The 21,840-nt window shown below is 44.7% G+C and carries 20 protein-coding genes; 13 read left to right on the top strand and 7 right to left on the bottom strand.

Annotated features, from left to right (window positions below):
* Positions 1-71 precede the first annotated feature (71 nt).
* Entirely contained in the window at positions 72-1,397 is a 1,326-nt protein-coding gene (locus D5I41_RS14785; protein WP_119010432.1) for an MATE family efflux transporter, read from the top strand.
* Between the two features lie 27 nt (positions 1,398-1,424).
* On the opposite strand, the gene glgC is transcribed toward D5I41_RS14785, so the two are convergent.
* Entirely contained in the window at positions 1,425-2,684 is a 1,260-nt protein-coding gene (gene glgC, locus D5I41_RS14780) for a glucose-1-phosphate adenylyltransferase (RefSeq protein WP_119010431.1), read from the bottom strand.
* A 520-nt stretch (positions 2,685-3,204) separates the two neighbouring features.
* On the opposite strand from glgC, the gene D5I41_RS14775 reads away from it, so the two are divergent.
* The gene (locus D5I41_RS14775; protein WP_119010430.1) at positions 3,205-4,377 is read left to right on the top strand and encodes an alpha/beta hydrolase; all 1,173 of its coding nucleotides are present in this window, start codon (positions 3,205-3,207) and stop codon (positions 4,375-4,377) included.
* 12 nt (positions 4,378-4,389) lie between these two features.
* Here D5I41_RS14775 and D5I41_RS14770 read toward each other — a convergent pair whose 3' ends face one another.
* The gene (locus D5I41_RS14770; protein ID WP_119010429.1) at positions 4,390-5,415 is read right to left on the bottom strand and encodes a succinylglutamate desuccinylase; all 1,026 of its coding nucleotides are present in this window, start codon (positions 5,413-5,415) and stop codon (positions 4,390-4,392) included.
* An 86-nt stretch (positions 5,416-5,501) separates the two neighbouring features.
* On the opposite strand from D5I41_RS14770, the gene D5I41_RS14765 reads away from it, so the two are divergent.
* The 8 genes from D5I41_RS14765 (at position 5,502) to purT (ending at position 13,211) form a co-directional block, all read left to right on the top strand.
* Positions 5,502-6,161 carry an NAD-dependent epimerase/dehydratase family protein gene (locus tag D5I41_RS14765; protein WP_119010428.1) on the top strand — a complete coding sequence of 220 codons (660 nt, stop codon included), beginning with the start codon at positions 5,502-5,504 and terminating at the stop codon, positions 6,159-6,161.
* A gap of 165 nt (positions 6,162-6,326) precedes the next feature.
* Complete coding sequence (locus tag D5I41_RS14760; protein ID WP_119010427.1) at positions 6,327-7,697, top strand: L-cystine transporter; 1,371 nt, start codon at positions 6,327-6,329, stop codon at positions 7,695-7,697.
* Between the two features lie 131 nt (positions 7,698-7,828).
* Complete coding sequence (locus tag D5I41_RS14755) at positions 7,829-8,206, top strand: nuclear transport factor 2 family protein (RefSeq protein ID WP_119010426.1); 378 nt, start codon at positions 7,829-7,831, stop codon at positions 8,204-8,206.
* A 177-nt stretch (positions 8,207-8,383) separates the two neighbouring features.
* Positions 8,384-9,799 (top strand): exodeoxyribonuclease I, encoded by a 1,416-nt coding sequence (sbcB, locus tag D5I41_RS14750; protein ID WP_119010425.1) that lies wholly within the window; start codon positions 8,384-8,386, stop codon positions 9,797-9,799.
* 3 nt (positions 9,800-9,802) lie between these two features.
* Positions 9,803-10,165, top strand: a complete 363-nt coding sequence (locus tag D5I41_RS14745; RefSeq protein ID WP_102480378.1) for a CidA/LrgA family protein — start codon at positions 9,803-9,805, stop codon at positions 10,163-10,165.
* Position 10,166: 1 nt separating this feature from the next.
* Positions 10,167-10,844, top strand: a complete 678-nt coding sequence (locus D5I41_RS14740) for a CidB/LrgB family autolysis modulator (RefSeq protein WP_119010424.1) — start codon at positions 10,167-10,169, stop codon at positions 10,842-10,844.
* A 147-nt stretch (positions 10,845-10,991) separates the two neighbouring features.
* A complete protein-coding gene (gene cdd / locus D5I41_RS14735) occupies positions 10,992-11,885 on the top strand; it encodes a cytidine deaminase (RefSeq protein ID WP_119010423.1) in 894 nt (297 codons plus the stop codon).
* Between the two features lie 150 nt (positions 11,886-12,035).
* On the top strand, positions 12,036-13,211 hold the full coding sequence (purT, locus tag D5I41_RS14730; RefSeq protein ID WP_119010422.1) for a formate-dependent phosphoribosylglycinamide formyltransferase: 1,176 nt from the start codon (positions 12,036-12,038) through the stop codon (positions 13,209-13,211).
* Positions 13,212-13,346: 135 nt separating this feature from the next.
* Here the strand turns inward: purT and ihfA are convergent, their stop codons facing one another.
* Positions 13,347-13,649, bottom strand: coding sequence for an integration host factor subunit alpha (gene ihfA / locus D5I41_RS14725; RefSeq protein ID WP_017027221.1), 303 nt, complete (start codon positions 13,647-13,649; stop codon positions 13,347-13,349).
* Positions 13,650-14,062: 413 nt separating this feature from the next.
* Between ihfA and pulA the strand changes: the two genes are divergently transcribed.
* On the top strand, positions 14,063-17,260 hold the full coding sequence (gene pulA / locus D5I41_RS14720; RefSeq protein ID WP_119010421.1) for a pullulanase-type alpha-1,6-glucosidase: 3,198 nt from the start codon (positions 14,063-14,065) through the stop codon (positions 17,258-17,260).
* 575 nt (positions 17,261-17,835) lie between these two features.
* Here pulA and D5I41_RS14715 read toward each other — a convergent pair.
* Positions 17,836-18,855, bottom strand: a complete 1,020-nt coding sequence (locus D5I41_RS14715; RefSeq protein ID WP_119009901.1) for an IS110 family RNA-guided transposase — start codon at positions 18,853-18,855, stop codon at positions 17,836-17,838.
* A 398-nt stretch (positions 18,856-19,253) separates the two neighbouring features.
* Between D5I41_RS14715 and D5I41_RS14710 the strand changes: the two genes are divergently transcribed.
* Positions 19,254-19,679, top strand: a complete 426-nt coding sequence (locus D5I41_RS14710; protein ID WP_119010420.1) for a hypothetical protein — start codon at positions 19,254-19,256, stop codon at positions 19,677-19,679.
* 193 nt (positions 19,680-19,872) lie between these two features.
* Positions 19,873-20,100 carry a hypothetical protein gene (locus tag D5I41_RS14705; RefSeq protein ID WP_119010419.1) on the top strand — a complete coding sequence of 76 codons (228 nt, stop codon included), beginning with the start codon at positions 19,873-19,875 and terminating at the stop codon, positions 20,098-20,100.
* Between the two features lie 97 nt (positions 20,101-20,197).
* Here the strand turns inward: D5I41_RS14705 and D5I41_RS14700 are convergent, their stop codons facing one another.
* From D5I41_RS14700 to D5I41_RS14690, 3 genes are read right to left on the bottom strand one after another with little or no spacing between them, the layout of a single operon-like run.
* On the bottom strand, positions 20,198-20,653 hold the full coding sequence (locus D5I41_RS14700) for an NUDIX hydrolase (RefSeq protein WP_119011527.1): 456 nt from the start codon (positions 20,651-20,653) through the stop codon (positions 20,198-20,200).
* Positions 20,654-20,667: 14 nt separating this feature from the next.
* Positions 20,668-21,363, bottom strand: a complete 696-nt coding sequence (locus D5I41_RS14695; RefSeq protein WP_119010418.1) for a pseudouridine synthase — start codon at positions 21,361-21,363, stop codon at positions 20,668-20,670.
* Positions 21,353-21,823, bottom strand: coding sequence for an ASCH domain-containing protein (locus tag D5I41_RS14690; protein ID WP_119010417.1), 471 nt, complete (start codon positions 21,821-21,823; stop codon positions 21,353-21,355). The genes D5I41_RS14695 and D5I41_RS14690 overlap by 11 nt, the downstream gene beginning before the upstream one ends.
* Positions 21,824-21,840: the final 17 nt, after the last annotated feature.

The raw sequence follows: 21,840 nt of genomic DNA, 5'->3' as shown, positions 1-21,840 counted from the left end.
CTCGCGGCGAGGTCAGATAGCGACTACCCTTATTACTCTAAATAATTCCTATAATAATCAAACTGATATCAATGAAATCACAAACTAGCCGAACCTTGGGTATCGAACTCTACAAGATGACCTGGCCAATGATCTTTGGCGTACTCTCTTTAATGAGTTTCCAACTTATTGATTCAGCCTTTATCGCACAGCTTGGCGTTCTCCCTCTCGCCGCGCAAGGTTTCACCCTTCCAATTGGTCAACTGATCATTGGGGTGCAAGTAGGCCTTGGCATCGCGACCACTTCTGTCATTGCCCATGCATTGGGTGCAAACGATGAAAAGCACGCCAAGCAACTGGGTGGATTGGTGCTTGCACTCGGTAGCGTTGGCTGTGCCACTATTTGCTTATTTTTGTATTTGATTCGCTCACCATTGCTGTCTCTGCTGGGAGCAACCGAAGAAGTCTTTCCTATCATAGATACTTATTGGATTGTGTGGCTGATCAGTTCTTGGGTTGGTGCGGTGCTGTATTTTCTATACAGCGTATGTCGTGCAAACGGCAATACCATGTTGCCCGGCATCATGATGGTGGTAACCAGCCTCTTAAACCTGGTGCTCGATCCCATCTTCATTTTCTATTTTGATATGGGAATCCATGGCGCGGCACTGGCAACCATCATTGCCTTTGGTATCGGTATTCTCTACGTGATCTACCGAATAAAATCTAAGCACTACTATTCCTTTGACTGGGGTAACCTAGATATCAAACAAAGCATCAGTTCACTGTTCGGTATCATGATGCCAGCAATGACCAGTCAATTGATGCCGCCTCTAGCAGCAATGCTTTCAACTAAGCTTCTCGCATCATACGGCACAGCAGCGGTTGCAGCTTGGGCATTGGGAAGTCGTTATGAGTTTTTTGCTATTGTCAGCGTGCTTGCCTTAACTATGTCCATGCCACCGATGATAGGTCGATTTGTTGGAGCAAAAGACAGCGATAAGATCATCAAGTTGGTCAATATAGCCTGCGTATATATTCTTGGCTCACAAGTACTAGTGGCGCTGATCACCTTAATTATCTCGGGACAACTGGCTACCTTAATGACAGGTGAACAAAGTGTAGAGCGAATTTTGGACATGCATTTGGTCATTGTCCCCTTTAGCCTTGCTCCGCTGGGCGTTTGTATCTTATTGGTTTCTGTTTCCAATGCCTTGGGCAAACCAATGAAGGCATTACTGGTTTCATCTTGTCGACTGTTTATTTTCTTTTTGCCGTGTTTGTATGCCGGCGCATACCTAGGTGGCTTGCAAGGTTTGTTTATTGGGGCCGCAATCGGTAACACTTTCGCAGGCATTTTTGCCTGGAATAATTACCGCGCTACCATATCTCGATTGCAAAAAAAATGGAGCCAATAGGCTCCATTTTATCAACGTTTGCAATGCTTACTGGAAGCTTGCTTCAGTCACTAGTACAACGCCACCTTTGGTAACTTCGTACAGTTTAGAATCTTCTTCTAGGTTCTCACCGATAACTGTGCCATCAGGGATGATAGTGTTCTCACCCACAATAACCTTAGTTAGACGACAATTCTTACCAATGACTGTTTCTGGAAGAATAATGCTGTCTTGAAGTACTGTGCCTTCTTCAACGCGGCAGTTACCTGCAACAAGAGAGTGATTAATCTCTGCACCTGAAATAATAGTGCCCGCTGAAAGAACAGAATCTACAGCGAAACCTTTACGGCCTTCGTCGTTAAACACAAATTTTGCGCCCGGACGTTGCTGCTGCTGTGTAATGATCGGCCAAGAGTGATCGTATAGATCTAGCTCAGGATCTGGTGCTACAAGGTCCATGCTTGCTGCATAGTACTCATCCAAATCACCTACATCGCGCCAGTAACCGTTGTTACCAGGGTGACGCTCAGTAAATACATAACCATTTACGCGTGCACGCTCTAAAAGGTTTGGAATGATGTTGTGACCGAAATCGTGACCATACTCTGGATCTAGAAGAGCGTCGTTCAACTCTTTGTCCAAGATATCTGCATTGAAAATGTAGATACCCATAGAAACAAGTGATTGGCTTGGATCTTTTGGATGTGGCGTTGGATTTTCTGGCTTCTCATCAAAGCTAACGATACGACCGTTATCATCTAGTGACATTACACCAAATGAAGACGCTTGTTCGATTGGCTTCTTGATACATGCAACGGTTACGTCCGCACCACTTTCAGCATGGAAGTTAAGCATGCGAGAGTAATCCATCTTATAGATGTGGTCGCCACCAAGGATCAGAACTTGTTCGCATTTACGTCTGCGAATCAAATCAAGGTTCTGGTATACAGCATCTGCTGTACCACGGTACCAAGATTCACCAACACGCTGTTGTGCTGGAATAATGGCTACACCCTCATCAAGCGTAGAGTTGGTCATAAAGCCCCAGCCTTTTTGCACGTGATCGATAAGATCGTGTGCCATGAACTGAGTCAGTACGCCTACACGACGAATACCTGAGTTGATGCAGTTTGAAAGTGTGAAATCGATAATTTTGTATTTACCACCAAAAGAAACCGCTGGTTTTGCGATCTCTTTGGTTAATCCCTTGAGGCGAGTACCTTTCCCGCCTGCTAGTACTAATGCAACTGTGTTACGTACTAATTTGTTACTCGACAAATGCGAGTAATTATTATTATGTTCCGTCATTTTGGGGGCCTCTAACATTGAACTAATATAATTTAAAAAAAAACGACATACGGCTTTTCAAAAGCTCTTTTGTTCGTCATTGCAGGGATAATAAATTAATCCTTCAAAATATATCTGCTTAAACTCACACTTTTAAAAAGATCAAATCTCAACATAATCATAATGAGAGATAGGTCACGCAAACATGTGAGCAAGATGCAATTTGGTGAATAATGTCACAGATTGTACAAATCTCAAACAATCCTTTCATCGCCACTCATCACTCAAATCTATGGTTTCTGCTTGATAATTCACAGAAAAAGCAAAATAGATACCAAGCTTGAAATCAGTTTCTTAATCTAATTGAATAATGCTGAGTATTTATTACAGTAAACCTATGCTTGGTATAAATTTAAGTTACATTCAAATGACTGATACAACCAAAATTGCCTCAAATTTGCTTTGTAGTAGATTATTTCAACCCACTTAAAGCATGTGGACACATAAACCAGCATACTGACCATTTATAAGGATATAAGTAATGTTCAAGTGCAAAAACCTAGTTTTATTACCCGTCTTTGCTTTAACTCTTTCTGGATGTGCCAGTGAACCTGAAGATCCGCAATTTATCGCATCAAAATCACTACAGCCTTACATGCAAGAAGACTATCAAACCTACCTTGCCGAGACACAAGAGTGGTTACTTGAAAATCGCGTATTCTTTACCGACGATAGGCAAATCGAACTCTCCGCCGTAGCACCTTTTGAGCTTGTGCCCCAAAATCCAAATGGACAAGGTATTCTGTTAGTACATGGGCTTGGCGATTCTCCGTTCTCTTATGTCGATATCGCTCCCGATCTTGCCGCCCAAGGCTATCTAGTGCGAGTTATTTTGTTACCCGGTCACGGAACGCGAGCTGCGGATTTGTCGCTTCCTGAACTAGAGGATTGGCAAAACGTTGTCGCTCATCATTACCAGTTACTCAATGAAAAAGTCGATGGTATTTGGCTTGGAGGATTCTCCACTGGCGCAAACCTAGTGACCGCCTTAGCCTATCAACAGCCAACGGTTAAAGGGCTATTGCTGTTCTCTCCTGCATTTAAGCCACGTAACTCATTGGCAAAGTATTCCCCTTACGCTAAATGGTTTATCGATTGGGAAGACAAAACAAAAGAGGATAACTATACCCGTTATAACTCACTGCATATGAATGGAGCCGCGACTTATTATGAAACATCTGCAGTAGTTCGAGATTACATAGATGATGCTAATTACGACAAGCCTACTTTTGTAATGCTGAGTGAAGCTGACGAAACCATTGACTCGCAATATGCCGTGGAACAGTTTTCCGAGAAATTCACCAACAGTCAGAATGAGCTTCTGTGGTTTGGTGAGACTCAATATAAAGACGAGCGCATTACCACCTATAGCATGGACCTTCCCCAGCAGAAGATCCTGAGTGCGTCACACATATCCTTAGTATTCTCACCGGACAATCCCATTTATAAACGCGATGGTGAGGTAAGGCTGTGTTTTAGAGAGCAACCAGAAGGCATGCCTGAAGATTGTTCAGAAGTGGCCAGTGACCAAGTCTGGTTTGCAGCATTTGGGGATGGTGAAGAAACTCAAGTAAGGGCTCGGATAAGTTGGAACCCTTACTTTGATCAAAGTATGCAAAAGTTGAATCACTTTCTCGCTGACAATAGCAACTAAGGTCTGATGACCCTAATCTATTACCGTCAGTTGATTGTCGACATAGCGAGTCGCACAGGGTTTTACAATCAGTGCGGCTCTTTGTTTGAGCTCGACATTAGGGTTAGGAAACACAACCCCTCCCTGCTCTACTGGCATGGTCAACACCTTGTCACCATCTTTACCCAGTTCTTCACCCTCAGAAAATCTTGAGAAATTAGGTAACGCTTTGTCAAAGTAGAATTCAAAGTCCATATTCTCACGATAGATTGAACTGTCTACTTGGTAGGTGATCATATCTCCTGCGGTGCTGGATTCTACAGATTGAACAAGCTCTAAAAACGCTTTGCTAAACTGCGCCAGTTTATTCATGTCGTTATGACCAAACTTTGCCACCTGCCCCAACTCCAAGGTTGCTGCCTGCGCGCCAAATTTACTCGAACTAAACCAGCTAAAGGTACTTGAAGGCTCTTCGGATAACAGCACAGCTTCTATACCTGCCTTTTGCATAAAGTCGATGAACTCTTTTTGTCTGGTTGGATAAGCCGATTGCGGACTGATAGCAAAGGTGTAGTGCTTAGAAGCGCGAATGGAGCAATGCATATCCAAATGCCAACGATTTGCCATTGGCACATCTTGCCAAAAATGAGTGACTTGCTCTTTTAGAGAAATCGCCAACGCGAGTTCTTGAGACTGCGGATATTCAGCATCGCCAAACAAACGATTTAAATTTGTTTCCACAAATCGCTCTTCTGCAAGGATTGCCTTTGGGTGCGCAATAATCAGCAGTAAATGGTGCAAAGGGACAATAGACTCCGTCGCAATTTGGCTAGCAAGATCATCCACCATTTCAATTGGCGCCGTTTCATTGCCATGAATTGCGCTAGAAATAACGATGTGTTTCGCTTGTTTTGCCTCAGCAGGCGGGGATATTTTAAGTACTCCCTTTTGCAACAAACTCATTTGCACGCCATTGCTCAGTGTAATAGAGCGAGGCGAAGTCACAGATGCTTGTAGTGTGTCTTGTAAAAATGAGGACTCAAATAATGGTGCTGGCATGGACTCTCCCTTCCTAAGCCTACTATCTAGATGTAACATTGAAGCAACATCATACCGAAACTCTGTATTATTAATAGGCATTCTCTATGGAAATCACAAAGCCCAATCTCATTCTCGCCGGCGGCACCGGTCTTATAGGCCAGCACGCCATTGACTATCTTCTGCAGCACCCTGAATATGTTGATAAAATCTACGCGCCAACAAGGCGTCCCTTAGCGCTCTCGACAGATTCACTGGTGACCCTACCCAATGAGGAATTCGACCACTCACTAGACATCAATGCAACTCTTGGGCTTATTTGTTTGGGCACTACCAAAAAACAGGCGGGGAGCAACGAAGCACTCTATCGCATTGACCATGACTTAGTTATCTCATTCGCGAAAACAATGAAGAGCTTAGGCGTTAAGCGATTAGGCGTGGTTTCTAGCTATGGTGCTAAAGCTGATTCCCCCTCTCACTATTTAAAATGTAAGGGCGAGATGGAGCGAGACTTGCGAAAACTCGGCTTTGAGAGGCTTGTTATTGCAAGGCCAGGTCCGCTACAAGGGGACCGAACAGCGCCTAGATGGGACGAGGTCGTACTGCAGAAAGTCCTTAAGGTCGTGAAACCTATTATGCTTGGTCCGCTGGAAAACCTGCGCCCTATTCATGCACAAACCGTGGCGAGATATCTGGTGGATCACCTGTGTATTGATGTTAACGACAGTGACGAAACCATTGCCAACTATCGAGAGATGAATCGTTAACCTATTGAAACCATCAAGTTGTTGAATTAGTTAACCTTCTATAACCACAACTGGAATATGTTATTCCTTTTTGAACTTATGACTGAGTGGAAAATTCGATAATCTATGTTCTCTTTCAAGATCTGATTATAAAAACACACGGATTTACACTTTAAAGGAATAACTATGTCAGTTGCTGTCGTTGCCAACCTAGCGGTCTTTGTTGGTATCATCTATTTTCTATTTTCTAAACAAAAACAACAAAATACACTCTCCCGCCTGGTGCTTTTAGGCTTAGTCACTGGTAGTGGTTTCGGCTTAGCGCTACAGCTTATCTATGGCGAGGGGAATCCTGCTATTACACAAACCCTAGATTGGGTAAAAGTGGTCGGCAGTGGTTATGTTGGACTTCTAAAGATGATCATCATGCCATTGGTAATGGTATCTATGGTCTCTGCTGTCGTTAAACTGGACAACTCAGGCTCTCTTGGAAAAATCAGTGGACTGACCATCGGCGTGTTGTTATTTACTACCGCCATCTCAGCATTAGTTGGTATTGCCGTTACACAAGTATTTGGTCTAACGGCTGAAGGACTGGCTGAAGGTGCTCGCGAAACTGCACGTATCGCCGTACTAGAGAGTCGTATTGACCGCGTTGCAGATCTCACTATCCCGCAAATGCTGGTAAGCTTTATTCCTACAAACCCGTTTAGCGACATGACTGGTGCTCGCTCTACTTCAATCATTGCTGTTGTGATTTTCAGCGTGCTTATGGGCATTGCCGCTCGTAAAGTAATGATCGAGAAAGAAGAACTAGAGCAACCAATTCGCACCTTCGTTGAAGTGGCTCAGTCTGTGGTGATGCGTCTGGTTAAAATGATTATGGCTCTAACGCCTTACGGCATCGCTGCATTGATGGCGAAAGTCGTTGCAACCTCTAGCGCATCAGACATCCTGAATCTGCTTGGCTTTATCGTCGCCTCTTACGTGGCAATCGCCCTAATGTTTGTTGTGCACGGTTTGCTTGTGTCTCTTGTAGGCGTTAGCCCGAAAGAGTACTTCAAGAAAATCTGGCCAGTACTGACGTTTGCATTTACCTCACGCAGCTCAGCAGCAACGATCCCGCTAAACGTAGAAGCACAGATCACTAAACTGAACGTGCCACCAGCAATTGCAAACCTATCGGCATCATTTGGCGCAACCATTGGTCAAAACGGCTGTGCAGGCATCTACCCTGCAATGCTAGCCATCATGGTGGCTCCGGCAGTAGGTATTGACCCAATGAACTTCAGCTTCATCTTGTCGCTTGTGGCTATCATCACCATCAGTTCATTTGGTATTGCCGGTGTTGGCGGCGGTGCAACCTTTGCAGCTCTAATCGTATTGCCAGCAATGGGACTGCCTGTATGGATTGCCGCGCTACTCATTTCTATCGAGCCTTTGATTGATATGGCGCGTACTGCCCTAAACGTTTCTGGCGCAATGACTGCAGGTACGATTACTTCACGTATCCTAGGTAAAGAGAAGCAAGAGCAGTTGGAACAAGCCAACGCTTAATCGCTCGCGGTCTCCTTCAACTACTAACAAACCGGGGCTTTGCCTCGGTTTTTGTTTATTTAGAGTTCGCGCAATCACACAATATCGCCTAGCTTTTAACCACTATGACGTTAACGCTAAGGCACATCTCTATGAAGCTCGAATCCAACAAAAAGAACGCCATCGCCTTTTACAAAATGGCCTATCTAGGTAGTCCTAAGCAAGCGGTAGAGTTGTATGTGGGAGATGACTATATACAGCACAACCCGTTAGTTGGGGATGGTAAACAATCCTTTATCGACTACTTTACAGAAATGCATCAACACTACCCTGATAAAGAGATTGAGTTCGTGCGCGCTATTGCAGAAGGTGACTTAGTAGCCCTTCATACCCATCAAACATGGCCTGATGATGATCAGTACGTCACCATGGATTTCTTTCGCTTTGACAGCAATGGAAAGATTGTCGAGCACTGGGATTCAATACAGCAAGTCCCGAAAGAAAGCCTCAATGACAATACGATGTATTAGGCGAGCAATACGACGGCTCTTATACCAATCACAGTAAGTGGTCAGAAATAGCGTAGGAAAAACGCTGGTTTTATTACTTAGGCTGAGCTTTGAATACGCACATTGCCAAAGAGGTTTGCTATCCGCATTCGGCAATGGTCTAATAACTGACAACATACTGATATTTGGATATTTTTTATGCACACGGACCAACCCACATTCTTTTTCTTTGATTACGAGACTTGGGGAGTCAGTCCTGCAAAAGATAGACCGTGTCAGTTTGCTGGCGTGCGCACCGATGCCGACCTAAATGTCATTGGAGAGCCGCTCGTCATCTATTGCAGACCCCCTGCAGATTATCTACCCAACCCTGAAGCTGCGCTTGTGACCGGTATTACGCCGCAAAAAGCGATGAAGGAAGGGTTATCTGAACCAGAATTCATCACTGCAATTCACAATGAAATGAGTCGCCCAAATACCTGCACTCTAGGATATAACAGCGTACGCTTTGACGATGAGGTCACTCGCTACACTTGCTATCGTAATTTTATCGAACCTTATGAGTGGAGCTACAAAAACGGCAACTCTAGATGGGATCTGCTGGATGTGATGCGTGCCTGTCATGCACTGCGACCGGAAGGGGTAAACTGGCCAGAGAATGATGAAGGCAATACCAGTTTTCGATTAGAGCATTTATCGGTTGCAAACGGCATCGAACACAGCAACGCCCACGATGCTATGGCCGATGTCTATGCCACGATTGAGATGGCAAAAAAGGTTAAGCAAAGCCAGCCTAAGCTATTTGATTTCTTCTATAAGCATAGAGGAAAACAGAAGCTAAACGCCCTAGTCGACATTGTAAATATGACGCCTCTGGTTCACGTATCTGGCATGCTGAGCACTGAGCACCAGAAAACCGCTCTAATTGCTCCAATTGGTTGGACACCGATTAAGGCGTTAATCACCATCGATCTTACTCAAGACATTACGCCGTTAATTGAGCTTTCAGCCGATGAAATCAAAGACAGACTGTATACCAAACGCAGCGACCTTGAAGAGGGTCAGTTGCCTATCCCAGTAAAACTGGTGCATCTTAACAAGTGCCCTATTCTTGCTCCTCTCGGTGTGTTGACGAACGACGCTATTGAACGCACGCAGATAGACAAAGAAGAATGCTTGAGAAGACAGCAGTTGCTCCAGCAACATCCGCAGATTCGAGAAAAACTCGATGAGGTGTTCGCAGAAAATCGAGAGTTTCCAACCAGCCCAAACATCGAAGAGCAACTGTACAACGGCTTTTTCTCACCATCAGATAAGGCGCAGATGCGCATTATCCGAGATGCAAAGCCTGAGGTATTAGGATCTCTGGATATTCAAGTCACAGATCCTCGTATCGCTCCTTTGCTGTTTAACTACCGAGCTCGAAATTTCTTTCATACTCTAACCGATCAAGAGCAGAAACGATGGCTACTTCACTGCCGTGATAAGTTTGAGCAAGAACTGCCTAATTATATGTTAAACCTAGAAAACCTTGGTGCGCAGCATCAAGGGGATGAGCACAAGATGAAGATCCTCAAGGCCATCTATCACTACGTTGAACAGTTGGTTTCTTAGTTAATGGTCAGCAAGGCATTCTTCTATCTGCTTAGTGCAGGCTTAATTGTCCTTTCACTTGTTATCGGTGATTGGATACAGGACTTTTTCGCACTTTCTGTACCAGGAAGTGTGATTGGGCTGTTGATTTTGTTTCTAGGTTTGGTGAGTGGAGTGGTCAAGCCTCACTGGGTACAACCTAGTGCTTCACTATTGATCAAGTACATGATCTTGCTGTTTATTCCCATCAGTGCCGGTCTAATGAACCACTACCACATGCTGCTAGATAATGCCCTTGCCATCGTGGTGAGTACGGTATTAGGTAGCCTATTTATCTTGGTTGTCCTCTCTTTAGCGCTGGATAAGCTCTTAGCGGAGGACAAATAATATGTGGTTATTGCTCAGTATTGTTGTCTACTTCATTGCCAGATTTATCGCCAAGAAAGCCCATCACCCCTTGGCGAATCCTTTACTGATTAGTCTCGCGATTATTATCCCGTTCTTATTGCTTTTTAAGGTGCCTTATCAAACCTATTACGAAGGCAATGAGCTCATTCAACACCTGTTACAACCAGCGGTGGTAGCCCTTGCTTATCCCCTGTATGAGCAGTTAAACGAGATACGTGCAAAGTGGAAGTTAATTCTCACCACCTGCGTTATAGGCAGCCTAGGCGCTATGCTATCCTCGGGCCTTCTAGCTGTGTTGCTTGGCGCCGATTCACAGTTACTTGCTAGCATTATGGGTAAATCCGTGACCACTGCGATAGCAATGCAGGTATCATCGGAACTTGGTGGTGAACCCGCCGTTGCAGCCATTTTGGTATTACTGGCTGGACTAACCGGATCGCTACTCGCCTATCCTGTATACCAGCTCTTAAAGATCAAACACCCTATTGCTAAGGGACTGACTATGGGTACCGTTAGCCATGCACTTGGCACAGCCACAGCCTTTGAACACAGTCAAAAGGATGCGGCGTTTAGCTCGCTAGCATTAGTTTTATGTGGCGTTATCACCTCTCTACTGGCGCCCTTTGTCATGACACTCATGCTTAGCCTCAGTTCTTGAGCACTTTTCTATAGCCGATAAGGCTTCAAAATGAGCAAACAAACAGCATTCAGTGTGAACGAAACCGTTTACCTCACCGATTAGTCTCCCTATTCGCAATGAGTTGCACTATGCTGTTTGCAATGATTTTTCTAATAGGAACCGGCAATGAGCCAGCGTTTTATTGACCTCTACAAAGACCTTCCAACCAACTACGTAGATGGCTTCAAATCTATCTTTGATTCTCCTTCGTTTGCTGGTGAGCTAAGCAATGAGCAGTTTCAAACGCTTAAGCAGATCACCAAGCTTGACGAACAAGCATTGAAGGTAGCTATACTTCCGTTTGCTGCAGCCTACTCTGTCGCGCCTATCTCAAAGTTCTATGTTGGCGCAATTGTTAAAGGGACTTCAGGAAAGCTGTATTTTGGCGCAAACCTTGAGTTTGCGGGTGCCCAACTTGGTCAAACGGTACATGCAGAGCAATCTGCTATCAGCCATGCATGGATGAAAGGCGAAGAAGGTATCTCTGATATCACGATTAACTTCAGCCCTTGTGGTCACTGCCGCCAGTTCATGAATGAGCTCTCTACCGCTGAGCACCTTTCTGTACAATTGCCAGAGCGCGACGAAATGACGCTACAGCAGTATTTACCTGAGTCCTTTGGTCCAAAAGACCTAGGTATCGAGTCGGGCTTGATGTCTCCGGTTGATCATGGCTACAGCTTTACTGAAAACGATCCGCTACTTGAAAAGGCTATCTACGCACTGAATCGCAGCCATGCCCCTTACACAAAAGATCACAGTGGCGTGTCTATCAAGACCAAAGATGGCTCTCTATTTTGTGGAAGCTACGCAGAAAACGCAGCCTTCAACCCAAGCCTACCACCATTGCAGGTAGCACTAGTGCAACTGCAAATGGCTGGCATATCCTTCTCTGAGATAGCTGAAGTCGGTTTAGCTGAAATGAACCAAGGCTCTATTTCGCACCTTGCAGATACTCAAAGTACTATCGAGGCGATTAATCCAGATATCCCTGTCGCTTACGTTGCGATTGGCGAATAATCTCCACAGAATATCTTCATATTCGAACACCACAGCCTAGTCTGTGGTGTTCTCACAAAAAATTCATCAAATTCGCCATGCAAACGATTGCGCTACGCGAAAATTTGAGTATTATCTGCTGAAAAAAATCATCTTGTTAAAGGAAATACTATGTTGGGTACGGCTACGGCATCAGGTGCAACTAAGGTTTTATTACTAGGCTCTGGCGAACTGGGTAAAGAAGTGGCCATCGAGTGTCAACGTCTAGGCATCGAAGTTATTGCCTGTGATCGTTATGAAAACGCTCCAGCAATGCAAGTGGCGCATCGAAGCTATGTATTGGACATGCTTGACGGTGAAGCACTAGCAAATATTGTTGATAAAGAAAAACCCACCTACATCGTTCCTGAAATCGAAGCAATTGCTACTGACACCTTGGTAGAGCTTGAGAAAAAAGGCACAACTGTTGTGCCTAACGCACGCGCTACGCAATTGACGATGAACCGTGAAGGCATCCGCCGCCTAGCAGCAGAAGAGTTAAACCTGAACACTTCAAACTATCGCTTTGCTGACACGTTTGAAGACTTTAACGCAGCGGTTACTGAAGTGGGCATGCCTTGCGTGGTTAAGCCTGTGATGAGTTCTTCAGGTAAAGGTCAAAGCGTTATCCGCACACAAGAAGATGTACAGAATGCATGGGACTACTCTCAAGAAGGTGGTCGAAGTGGTGAAGGTCGCGTTATTGTTGAAGGCTTCATTGATTTTGACTACGAGATCACCCTACTAACCGTACGTGCTGTCGATGGCGTTCACTTCTGTGCTCCTATCGGTCACCGTCAAGAAGATGGCGACTACCGCGAATCATGGCAGCCACAACAAATGTCTGATGTTGCGCTTAAAGCGGCAGAGTACGTTGCAGAAGAAATTGTCAATGCGCTGGGTGGTTACGGTCTATTTGGTGTTGAGCTATTTATCAAAGCCGACAAGGTTATCTTTAACGAGGTGTCCCCTCGCCCGCATGACACGGGTATGGTAACCATGATCTCTCAGGATATGTCAGAGTTTGCTTTGCACGTTCGCGCATTCACGGGTAACCCTATCAACAAGGTTCGTCAAACCGGCCCTGCAGCTTCTGCGGTTATCTTAGGTCAAGGTACTTCAAGCAATCTATCGTACACAGGTATTGAAGATGCAGTAGGCAACCCCGATACGCAGATCAGACTGTTTGGTAAGCCAGACATTGATGGTCGCCGCCGTTTAGGTGTAATTTTGACCCGCGCTAAAGATACAACGCGCGCCGTTGATGCGGCTATCGATGCAGCCAAGAAGGTTAAGATTCATTACTAACCAATCGTAGTAAATAACTGTAATTGGTATGAATCACGCTCGGTACAAACGCAGAAAGCGTTAGTTTTCTACGTTTCCAAAAAATCAAAAAAAGAGGTCCTAGGACCTCTTTTTTTGTTTTGCTCAAATGGCGTGTTATTTAACGTCGTCTTTCTTAAGCTCTTCTACTCGTGCTTTAAGCTTTTGCCCAGGTCTAAACGTGACCACACGACGTGCGGAAATAGGTATATCTTCACCTGTTTTCGGGTTACGACCAGGTCGTTCTTTCTTGTCTCTTAGATCAAAGTTGCCGAAACCAGACAGTTTTACCTGTTCGCCACTTTCAAGTGATTTTCGAATTTCTTCGAAAAACACTTCCACGGTTTCCTTGGCATCCCGTTTACTGTATCCAAGATTTTCAAACAGGTTTTCAGCCAAATCGGCCTTGGTGAGCGCCATAAAACTTTCCTCAAAGCTAGATGAACCATTGCTACGCTAGAGTTTGTCACTCCTAGGCTTCACTTACATTGAAACCAACGATAGCTCCTAAAATTTGTCTCTACAATCAACTACATATTGATGACTCGATCGAAAGTGTATGCCAAGGTTTTCACTTTCGCCAACTTTTTTCTAAATAATATTTATAAGAATTAGACACTTAGATAATTCAAGTGTTTTTACGTTAAATTTTGTCAACAAACAAGACTATTTAATAAGTAAAGTTTACAAAAACGTGAGTTTTATAGAGCAAATTCAGTGACTTGTTCTACTATCCTATGAATAATAGTTGAGCAAAGTGAACAGGCTCACACGGTACTTTTAAAATTTTGAGTACACTTATCTCATTAACATCCGCTTGAAAAAGGAATTTCATGCCTACATTGTTTCCAATGCCTGCATCAAGGTGCAAGCTGTCTATTTCAATTGCTCTTGCACTCGCTAGTATTGGATGCGCAACGCAAGACGAAGTTCAAGATACCGCGCTAATTAATCCTGATATCGCCCGAATATATTTCAACTCCGCTGAAGCTCAACCCGATTACGTTCTGCATGTGTGGAATGATCAAACCTGTGACGGTTATATGGGTGATAATACCGATTGGAACGCAGGTTTAGAGCCTAGTGGCCAGCATCCCGATTATGGGGTGTATTGGGATCTGCAGGTAGACCCCAACGCTGAGTGTATCAATTTTACTCCGCATCGCTTCAATCCTGATTATCAAACATCCGCTTTAAAACTGCGTTTTTCAGATAATGTTAACGAAGGCGCTAAGGTAGGTTATGTGTTTAAAGATACTAATCGTGTTTTTTATACCCCCTCAACCACACCTCCAGAAACTGCGGTTAGCCTAAAGGGTGCCAACTCCCACTGGATATCACCTTCGCTCATATTGGTTCCCAAGAATACCACTGAAGCGGAACTGGTCATGTCTACAACCGGTGGCATGAGTATTAATGAAAGAGACAACCTTATAGAAGGAACTGCGACAACGTTAACGCTGGCACCGTCTAGCGCCTCAGCTTGGCAACAAGACTATCCTCATCTCAGCGATGAGTTTGCAGCGTTTGAAATCAAGGATGGTGATAGCAATATCATTGCCAATATGATCCGCGGCCAAATCTGGCTAGTTTCGTATGCTGATGAGGAAGGTGCGCGAGCACTGAGTTCAGTAACACGAGTGCAGACCGCAGAGCTGTTAGACAGCTTATATGCAGATGAGGCAACCAAGCTCGAATACGGCGCTGTTATTGACCATGAATCGGATACCTCCACATTCAGACTTTGGGCTCCTACAGCGCAACAGGTCAAGCTCATACCCTTCGATGAAGACTTAAGAGCAAAAACGCCGATTTTAATGAGACGAGACAATGCTTCTGGTAGTTGGCTTGCTGAATATACAGGGCTAGCTCATGGCGATTTTTATCGCTATGAAGTCACCCTGTATCATCCAGAAACCGGTCGAGTGGAAACACTGCAAGTGACTGATCCCTATTCTCTTAGCTTGTCCACCAACTCTCAACACAGCCAAATCGTCGATCTTAACAGCGCAGAGTTAACACCAGCGGGTTGGAACGAGCTTTCTTCTCCTATTTCACAACAGAATCCCGCCAGCTTCATCATCTACGAGACGCATGTTCGTGACTTTTCAGCGCTAGATGATTCCACAACGGAACATTATCGAGGTAAATACCTAGCCTTTACCGAAGGTGATTCATTGCCTGTGACGCACCTAAAATCGCTCTCAAGACGTGGCGCGACTCACTTGCACCTAATGCCTGTATTTGACTTCGCAACCGTAAACGAAGAGCTTACAGAGCGTGCAGATATTAATGAGTCGTTTAGAAGGCTGTGCCAGATGAACCCCAACCTAATACGCCACCCTAAATTTGGCGTGTATTGCGATGGCGGATTATCCGGCGAAAAAGTGTTGGAACAGTTCTCTCGCGAAGACTCTCTTGAAGCGCCGGTTGTTCAAGAGTTAAGCCGCGCTATTAGTCAAAACGACAGCTATAACTGGGGTTACGATCCCTACCATTATTCAACACCCGAAGGCTCCTACGCGACCGAAGCCAATGGCATGCAGCGCATTGTCGAATTTCGTAAGATGATTTTGGCCATAAAATCAGATATCAAGATGAATGTCGTCATGGATGTGGTCTACAACCACACCAATGAATCTGGCATGGCGGACAAGTCGGTACTCGATAAAATTGTTCCTAACTACTATCACCGATTAGATCCTGTCACTGGCGAGGTAGAAGAAAGCACCTGCTGTGCAAACACAGCGCCAGAGCGACAAATGATGGAAAAGTTAATCACGGATTCTGTGGTTGTTTGGGCTAAGGATTACAAGGTAGACGCATTTCGCTGGGATTTGATGGGGCACCATCCAAAATCACAGATACTCGCCACCCTTGATGCCGCAAAAGAAGTAAATCCAGAGGTCTATTTCTATGGCGAAGGCTGGGATTTCGGTGAAGTGAAAAGCGATAGTCAGTTTAAACAAGCTTCTCAGCTCAATTTATATGGCACAGGCATAGGCACCTTCTCCGATCGCATGCGCGACGCAGTGCGTGGCGGCTCTCCGTTTGATAAAGAAGAGCAGATAAGAGCCTCACAAGGCTTTGGCAATGGCGCGTTTGTTTACCCCAACGAGTTAAACAAGGTCGATGAAGTCCAAGCAAAACACCTAGCCGATATCGTACGTCTTGGAATGGCGGGCAACTTGAGAGATTTTTCGTTTACCGATAGCCAAGACCGCACCGTCAAAGGCTCCGAGTTGGACTACAACAACGAACCCGCAGGCTACGCCAAGGATGCTTGGGAAATCATCAACTACGTTGAAAAACATGACAACCAAACCCTATGGGACAATCACCAATACAAAACACCATTTGATGCCGACCTTAATACTCGCATCCGAATGCACGCCACCAGCTTGGGCACTGTCATGTATGGACAGAATGTCGTATTCCACCACATGGGCAGCGAGCTGTTGCGCTCTAAATCAATGGAAAGAAACTCTTATGATTCTGGAGATTGGTACAACCGCGTCGACTTTACCAAGCAGTCCAATAACTCGAACATTGGGCTACCAAGTGCAGACGAAGATGAGCAAAACTGGGCGTTAATTGAGAACATCTATAAGAGCACAGAGGGCAAGTTGGATGTTTCACCGCGTGATATCGCCACTATGGAGCGCTACTTTAAGGAGATGATGGAAATCAGAACCAGTAGCCCACTCTTTACACTCGGTGATGGCAGAGAAATCAGTCAGCGTATTAAATTCCATAACACTGGCTCAAAGCAGCTTCCAGGCTTAATCGTCATGAGCATTGATGACCGAGCGCCGTTTAAGAACCTAGATCCGCAGCGCAAGCGAATTGTGGTGGTGATCAACGCACGCAACGACATTCAAACCATAGATCAATTGAACATGAGCAGCTTTAAGCCTCACCGCTTCCACTCTCAACTTGGTCCCTTCTCGTTAGCAAACGGCACGGAAATGGTTGATGATGTGGCTATTGTGCCACCGTGGAGTGCGGTAGTGTTTGAAGAGAGAGACTAAGCTCTCGCTGTTAGCTCTCAGCTTGAAGCTGGGAGTCTGACATAACCCCATAAAGCAACTATAGCGTCATTCCCGCATGTTGTTAGCGGGAATCTGATTGCGCGAGGAAACAGATCCCCGACCAGAGTGCTGGCCCAGAAAAGCGCTTGGGGATGACTAATATCAAGAAGAGACTTGTAGCTGAAAGCTTCAATCTTGGAGCTGGGAGATTGATATGACCCCGTGAAAGTAGACACGGGGTTTTAGTTTATTGAGCTCATATCATTCAGTCCTGGCAACTATAGCGTCATATATGGACCCACCCAGTTTGCAAGTCATTTTACATTCTTGGTTATTGAGTCATTGTCGTTCATATATTCGGCCTGTTTACTGAGCTCTATCGTGCTCATGGCCTTGATGTAATCTGCACCCAATGCTCTTTATCATTCCCACGGCTTCTGATGAGCCAATGACGGTGTCAGAGTTTCACTGGGGCGGGATGACCGCTAACCATCGATGTAAAATGTTTCGCAACTGACGATGAGTGTTATTTAACTGGTTAATTCCTTACTTTTTAAAGCGTTAGCACTATCAAGTTATGCTTCTTTAAGTTGGTACGGTTTATTGTGTGTAATCACAGCCCAGACAATGCGTGCCAACTTATTCGCTAACGCTACACAGGCTTTGTTGAAGCTTTTCTCATGCTTCAGCTTAGTTGCCCAGACGCTCACCTTGTCTTCTTTCCTATCTGCATATTGGAGTACACTCCTCGCTCCGTGTATCAGAAGCGCTCTGAGTACGACGTTACCTTTCTTGGTGATGCCATACAGTTGAGATTTCCCTCCAGTTGAGAACTGTCTCGGAACCAGACCACACCAAGCAGAGAAGTGTCGACCACTTTTAAACTGTGTCCCTTTCCCAATGGCTGCATACAACGCTAGCGCGGTGATAGGTCCGATACCCACGACACTTTGCGCTATCTGACAGACATAATTTTCTTTAGCAAAAGCCTTTAGCTTGCTCTCGACCTGTTCAATACGGTCGTTTAAGGACAAGAACTCCAGGTACAGTTCATTGAACAACTCTCTAGCGACCCAGGTCAGTTCGTTACCTGAGTCTTCTAAGAACTCAGGAACGGACCTACGCAAGGCTGAGATACCTCGATTCATACAGAGCCCATACTCAAGCAGTAATCCTCGTATCTGGTTCATTAGTTGAGTGCGTTGCTTAATCAAGCGTTGCCTAATACGCAGGTACATTTGAGCGTCTTGTTGATCAATGGTTTTTATCGGTACAAACGTCATATTGTCACGTTGTGCGGCTTCCGCTATCGCTTCTGCGTCGTTGTAGTCATTCTTATTTTTACGACGATATGAAGTGACATGTTGTGGAGGGACGAGTTTAACCTTATGCCCAAGCTTGATGAGCTCCCGAGCCAAGTGATTAGAGGCACCACAGGCTTCAATGGCAATCACTTGAGGTGTCAATTTGGCAAAGAATGAAAGTGTCGTAGCTCGCTTAAGTTGCTTCTTGCGAGTGATTTTTCCGCGTGATGTGACGAACACTGCATGAAAAACATTCTTGGCAATATCTAATCCGACCGTTACATTTGTCATGTGGACCTACCCTTATTTAGATGCTTGTTTGTTCAACTTCATCTTGGCGCATTGTGACGCCGTGTAAAGGGTGGGTCCATTTCATTATTCCCGCATGTTGTTAGCGGGAATCTGATTGCGTGAGTAAACAGATCCCCGACCAGAGTGCTGGCCCAGAAAAGCGCTCGGGGATGACTAGTATCAAGTAGAGACTTGTAGCTGAAATCTTGGAGCTTGGAGCTTGGCACCTGACTTTTGTTCAACAGACAAGCTCGAAGCTTTCCGCTTCTTTTATTGTATTTCTCGATGGATCTAATCCTACATAACCGTGTTGGTGACGGGCAAAAACTGCCTTAAATTACCTCCATCAACACAACAGTACGGACAACAAACGCTCCGTATCAATAGGATAAAACATCATGACAAAAACACTGATTGCAGTAAGCCTTCTAACTCTTCTATCTACTGGCGCTATGGCAAAAAACATCAGCCAAGAACAGCAAAAAATTGACGCTGATATGGCTTCACTAGAAACGTCTGTTCCGGTAATGGTTCAGATTGAAAAAGACATCGACACCAATGCTCAACAAATTGAGTACAAAGGTTTCGTTATCTCTGAATACAAAGACATCTACGTGACTCGCCGCGACGCGAAGAAAATGGGTCTAGAGAAGGTGCATACTTTCCACGTATACAACCAACATGACATCGACAAGTTGAGCGCAGATATTGCTAAACACATTGAAAAAGATCAGCCTGATTTCTTCTCTGTAGATCTATACAAAGATTACTACGGTGACTCTGGCGTATTCCGTTACGTTGCACGAGTGATTGAATACCGTTAATCCCTAATGTAAAAATCAGGTTGTTAACGTTAGAAAGTTCGTCTTTTTCAAAAACATCTATTAACTCTCATTACCTATACACCTACAAACCTATCGGATATACCGATGGTAGCTAACTGTTTGTTTTTCAATGCTGGTGATTAAATACCCTCACACCACATTCAACATCGAATTTAAGTTATAAGGAGTTGTCATGAAGAAGTTATTAACCCTGTTAGCACTAGTCAGTGTTTCGTCTGGCGCATTAGCGTTAGGCGGTTTTGGTTTGGACTCTAACCTAATTGATGATCAGCAAAAACAAACCATCACTGTTAAGGCTAAAGAGCAGCGCGAGAAACGTGCTGCTTGGGATAACCTGCGTGAAGAATGTAAAGATCAACCATCTTGCATCTACCGTGAACTCAAACAGCGCTACCAATAATGTAGCTTATAGCATCCATTCTCCTTGGTAAGTGGGTGCTATGCGATACGACAACTAACTTGTAGGCAGAGCGTCACACACTCTGCCTACAAGTTACTCAATTACGATAAGGAACTCGATACAGCGAGTTTACTGGTTTATCAACAAAATAAGACCATACATGCTTATAAACCGCATGCTGATTGGGAAACGGTGCCAACTCTAGCGCCTCGCTTAAACTGCACCACCTATATTCTGTATGCTCTTCGTTAAGCTCGACTTCTTGATTTTCAGAGCACAGCACGACAAACACAGGGATCAGCTCAATTACGTTTACAGTAGCCTCGAAGAACTGCTCTAGAAACTGCGCGTTATATAGTTCGGTGACTTGTATCTGAGTTTCTTCATCAAACTCACGAATGATGGCCTCAACTGCTGTTTCGTCATTTTCTATAGAACCAGCCACATGACACCAGAAGTCCCCCTTCACTCTTTTCATGAGTAACAGTTTCATCTCGCCATCAATCTTTGATAGTGCCACTCCAGAAACGATAGCAGTATTAACTGGGATCATAGTCATCCTTAAATTCATTTACCGTTAGTAAACGACAGTATTTCCTCAGCAGTAAGATAACGCCACTGCCCGGCTTCCACATCAAGTGACACCATGCCAATTTTCTCACGATGCAGTGATACCACTTTATTGCCAATCGCGGCAAACATACGCTTTACCTGATGAAACTTGCCTTCGGTAATCGTTAGCAGCACCTCTTTTGGGCTTATCACCTCTAGCACGGCAGGTAAGGTTAATTTATCCTCGCCTTGCAAACTAAGGCCATGGCTAAATTTAATAGCAGCATCGTCAGCAATAGGACGACTTAACCCAACTCGATATACTTTTTCACACTTTTTGGTTGGCGTGGTGATGTCAAATGACCAGCGCCCATCGTCGGTTATTAATACCATGCCGGTAGTATCCGCATCCAAACGCCCTGCAATATGAAGCTCAGAAATCCTATCAATAGCGATTTGATTAAACAGCGAAGGATAGACTTCATCTTTATTAGAACAGATAGTGCCTGCAGCCTTGTGCATCAGAATATATCGGAATCTTCGAGCAATAAGTTTTTTACCATTAAGGATTATTTCATTGTTTTCATGAACTTGAGTAGCTTCACTGGTAATCGCCTCGCCATTAACGCTGACGGCTCCTTGGTGGATCTGCTCGATGGCTTCAGCTTTAGTGAGTTCGGTACTTTTGCATACAAACCTATCAAGACGCACTGTAGACAACCTTAAAGTGCTCTAAAACGAGTCGCATCTCTTGAGTAGGTTCAATCCCCAGCTCTTGGCACTCTAAACTAAAGAATTTCCAGTGTGCTTCTCGCCACCACGCTAAGGATTTATCACCTTCTCCCTCAAGCGCCGCAAACTCAGCGGTAACATCGCAATATTTACAAATGCCCACAGAGCTGATTTCAATAATGCAAATGGGCTCACCCTGCCAGTTGGTAACGACTTGCAAATGCCCAACCTCAGGCATCACCTCACCCTCATGACTGTACCAATACTCCATACTGCATGAAGCACGTTTTTCTCCGCTTAATATCAGCTGCGTGCATAGATCGGCGTTGTACTCGTCTGCACAAAAATAATCGGCGCTGAAAGAGGTGTATTTGTTAGCGATCTCATTAGGTAAGGACTCTAGATACGCATCTAAATAGGATTGGCTTCTCTCATCCATTCTTTTTCATTCTCATA

Source organism: Vibrio superstes (assembly GCF_003569005.1).
GTDB classification, from domain to species: Bacteria; Pseudomonadota; Gammaproteobacteria; order Enterobacterales; family Vibrionaceae; genus Vibrio; species Vibrio superstes.
The sequence above is the reverse complement of the archived record's forward strand: the minus strand, read 5'-3'. Positions and strand labels throughout refer to the sequence as shown.

Excerpts from the sequence above, each read along its gene's own strand:
- purT (WP_119010422.1), top strand. The coding sequence starts at position 12,036 with ATGTTGGGTACGGCTACGGCATCAGGTGCAACTAAGGTTTTATTACTA.
- D5I41_RS14715 (WP_119009901.1), bottom strand. The coding sequence starts at position 18,855 with ATGACAAATGTAACGGTCGGATTAGATATTGCCAAGAATGTTTTTCAT.
- D5I41_RS14690 (WP_119010417.1), bottom strand. The coding sequence starts at position 21,823 with ATGGATGAGAGAAGCCAATCCTATTTAGATGCGTATCTAGAGTCCTTA.
- D5I41_RS14785 (WP_119010432.1), top strand. The coding sequence starts at position 72 with ATGAAATCACAAACTAGCCGAACCTTGGGTATCGAACTCTACAAGATG.
- ihfA (WP_017027221.1), bottom strand. The coding sequence starts at position 13,649 with ATGGCGCTCACCAAGGCCGATTTGGCTGAAAACCTGTTTGAAAATCTT.
- D5I41_RS14700 (WP_119011527.1), bottom strand. The coding sequence starts at position 20,653 with ATGATCCCAGTTAATACTGCTATCGTTTCTGGAGTGGCACTATCAAAG.
- D5I41_RS14755 (WP_119010426.1), top strand. The coding sequence starts at position 7,829 with ATGAAGCTCGAATCCAACAAAAAGAACGCCATCGCCTTTTACAAAATG.
- D5I41_RS14705 (WP_119010419.1), top strand. The coding sequence starts at position 19,873 with ATGAAGAAGTTATTAACCCTGTTAGCACTAGTCAGTGTTTCGTCTGGC.
- D5I41_RS14770 (WP_119010429.1), bottom strand. The coding sequence starts at position 5,415 with ATGCCAGCACCATTATTTGAGTCCTCATTTTTACAAGACACACTACAA.
- D5I41_RS14745 (WP_102480378.1), top strand. The coding sequence starts at position 9,803 with ATGGTCAGCAAGGCATTCTTCTATCTGCTTAGTGCAGGCTTAATTGTC.
- sbcB (WP_119010425.1), top strand. The coding sequence starts at position 8,384 with ATGCACACGGACCAACCCACATTCTTTTTCTTTGATTACGAGACTTGG.
- D5I41_RS14740 (WP_119010424.1), top strand. The coding sequence starts at position 10,167 with ATGTGGTTATTGCTCAGTATTGTTGTCTACTTCATTGCCAGATTTATC.
- D5I41_RS14775 (WP_119010430.1), top strand. The coding sequence starts at position 3,205 with ATGTTCAAGTGCAAAAACCTAGTTTTATTACCCGTCTTTGCTTTAACT.
- glgC (WP_119010431.1), bottom strand. The coding sequence starts at position 2,684 with ATGACGGAACATAATAATAATTACTCGCATTTGTCGAGTAACAAATTA.
- D5I41_RS14760 (WP_119010427.1), top strand. The coding sequence starts at position 6,327 with ATGTCAGTTGCTGTCGTTGCCAACCTAGCGGTCTTTGTTGGTATCATC.
- D5I41_RS14710 (WP_119010420.1), top strand. The coding sequence starts at position 19,254 with ATGACAAAAACACTGATTGCAGTAAGCCTTCTAACTCTTCTATCTACT.
- cdd (WP_119010423.1), top strand. The coding sequence starts at position 10,992 with ATGAGCCAGCGTTTTATTGACCTCTACAAAGACCTTCCAACCAACTAC.
- pulA (WP_119010421.1), top strand. The coding sequence starts at position 14,063 with ATGCCTACATTGTTTCCAATGCCTGCATCAAGGTGCAAGCTGTCTATT.
- D5I41_RS14765 (WP_119010428.1), top strand. The coding sequence starts at position 5,502 with ATGGAAATCACAAAGCCCAATCTCATTCTCGCCGGCGGCACCGGTCTT.